Consider the following 2,161-nt stretch of genomic DNA (forward strand, 5'->3'; position numbering starts at 1 on the left):
CTCGCGGACCTCGGCCCCGGCGGCGACCGCGGCGGCGCGGAGCCGGTCGTCGAACTCCTCCCGGCGCACCATCGTCACCAGCGGCCCACCCGGATGGTGGCGGGTGAACCCGCGTCGCCCGTCCCGGGTGAACGTCACCCGGTCGACCCGGTCGTGCGCGGGCACCTCGATCCGGTCCCCCACCGCGGCGAGGGACGTGCCGATCAGGCCCCCGCCGCACGTCTTGTAGCGAGGGTGGGCGGCCCGTTCGAGGACCACCGTGCGCACTCCGGCGCGGGCGGCGACGTACGCGGCGGAGAGCCCTGCGGGGCCGGCGCCCACCACGGCGAGATCCCAGACGACCACCGGTGCAGCCTAGGGCAGACCGGCGGCACCGGCTCGCCGGACACGATCCCGCCCCACCGCCACGACCGCCCGATCGGGTGGGCATCTTCGGTCGGCCGGCGGGTAACCGACGTCCGACAGGTCGCCCGCGCCCTCCGCGCGGGGCGCCCTCGGCCTCGGTGCGGGTGGCCCGCGCCGGCGGCGGAGACCCGAGGAGGAAACCATGCAGCAGGTGCAACTGTCGGACGTCGAGGCCCAGGTGTACGACGCGGTCGCGACGCTGGAGGCGCGCGGTCAGGTGCCGTACCCGGACCTCATCGCCCAGGAGACGGGGCTGACCGAGGACCAGCTCCGCGAACCCCTGCACCAGCTCACCGAGAAGAACCTGCTGCACCGGGAGGACTCGCCGATGGCCGGCCTGGACTTCGGACCCCGGTTCTGCGCCCGCCAGATGGCGTGACGGTTCGGCCCCCGCCGTCGGGGTAGCGGTCAGCCATGCATGATCGCCGTCCCCTGGGGGCCGACCCCACCGCTGCGCCGGACCGGAGACGGTGGACGGCCCTCGGCGTCGGCCTGGTCGCCGCGTTCATGACCCTGCTCGACGTGAGCATCGTCAACGTCGCGGTGCCGTCGATGGAACGCGCCCTGGACGCCTCCCCCAGCGACCTGCAGTGGGTGCTCTCCGGGTACGCCCTCACGTTCGGCCTGGTGCTGGTGCCCGCCGGCCGCTACGGCGACGCCCGGGGTCGGCGTACCGCGTTCGTCGTCGGCATCGCCCTGTTCACGGTCACCAGCGCGCTCGCCGGACTGGCACCCTCCCCGCAGTGGCTGGTCGCCGCCCGGCTGCTCCAGGGCGCCGCCGCCGGCATCGTGAACCCGCAGGTCACCGGCCTGATCCAGGAGCTGTTCCGGGGACCGGAGCGGGCCCGCCCGTTCGGGCTGCTCGGCGCCACCATCGGCATCTCCACCGCCGTCGGGCCGCTGCTCGGCGGCCTGCTCATCGCGCTCGGCGGCGCGGAGCACGGCTGGCGGTGGGTCTTCTTCGTCAACGTGCCGGTCGGCGTCCTCGCCGTGGTGCTCGGCTGGCGGCTGCTGCCCACCCGCCCCGCTGGGCGACCCGACCACCGGCGGCTGGACCCGGTGGGCGTCGTACTGCTCGGCCTCGGGGTGGTGCTGGTCCTGCTGCCGCTGGTCCAGGAGCACTGGCGGAACCCGTCGAAGTGGCTGCTCGTCCCGGCCGGGCTGGGCACGCTGGTGGCGTTCGGCCTCTGGGAGCGGTGGTACGGCCGACGCCAGGAGCCGCTGTTCGACCTGCGGCTGTTCGGGCTGCGGTCGTACCTGCTGGGGGCCGTCATCGCGCTGGTCTACTTCGGCGGGTTCACGGCCATCTTCTTCATCTTCACGCTCTACCTGCAGAACGGGCTCGGTTACAGCGCTCTCGCCGCCGGCCTGGCGATCACCCCGTTCGCGCTGGGGTCGGCCGCGGCGTCGGCCATCGGCGGCCGGATCGTCAACCGGTACGGGCGGCCACTCGTCGCGGTCGGCCTGCTCACCGTGGTGGTCGGACTCGTCGCCGTGGTGCTGGTGCTGGCCGTGGTGCCCGACGACGCGCGGGTGGGCTGGTGGACGGCCGTGCCGCTGCTGGTCGCCGGCCTGGGCAGCGGACTGGTCATCGCGCCCAACCAGACCCTCACGCTCGCCGACGTACCGGTCCCGCAGGCCGGCAGCGGAGCGGGGATGCTAGCCGGCGGCGCGCCACCGGAACGGGACGGCGCACCACCGGCAGGGGACGAGCCGAGGCTCAGCGGCCCTGGAGCGCGTCCAGGGCGACGGCCAT

General features: G+C 74.7%; 3 protein-coding genes. 2 read left to right on the forward strand and 1 reads right to left on the reverse strand.

The genetic code is table 11. The features are described from left to right. The coding region (locus AB0I76_RS28320; RefSeq protein WP_357041716.1) for an FAD-dependent monooxygenase at positions 1–345 on the reverse strand (345 nt) is incomplete at its 3' end. Positions 346–547: 202 nt separating this feature from the next. Here AB0I76_RS28320 and AB0I76_RS28325 point away from each other — a divergent pair. Then, positions 548–784 carry a hypothetical protein gene (locus AB0I76_RS28325; protein WP_357041718.1) on the forward strand — a complete coding sequence of 79 codons (237 nt, stop codon included), beginning with the start codon at positions 548–550 and terminating at the stop codon, positions 782–784. 35 nt (positions 785–819) lie between these two features. Then, the coding region (locus AB0I76_RS28330) for an MFS transporter (protein WP_357041721.1) at positions 820–2,161 on the forward strand (1,342 nt) is incomplete at its 3' end.

It is taken from the genome of Micromonospora sp. NPDC049799 (genome assembly GCF_040656655.1).
GTDB lineage: Bacteria > Actinomycetota > Actinomycetes > Mycobacteriales > Micromonosporaceae > Micromonospora.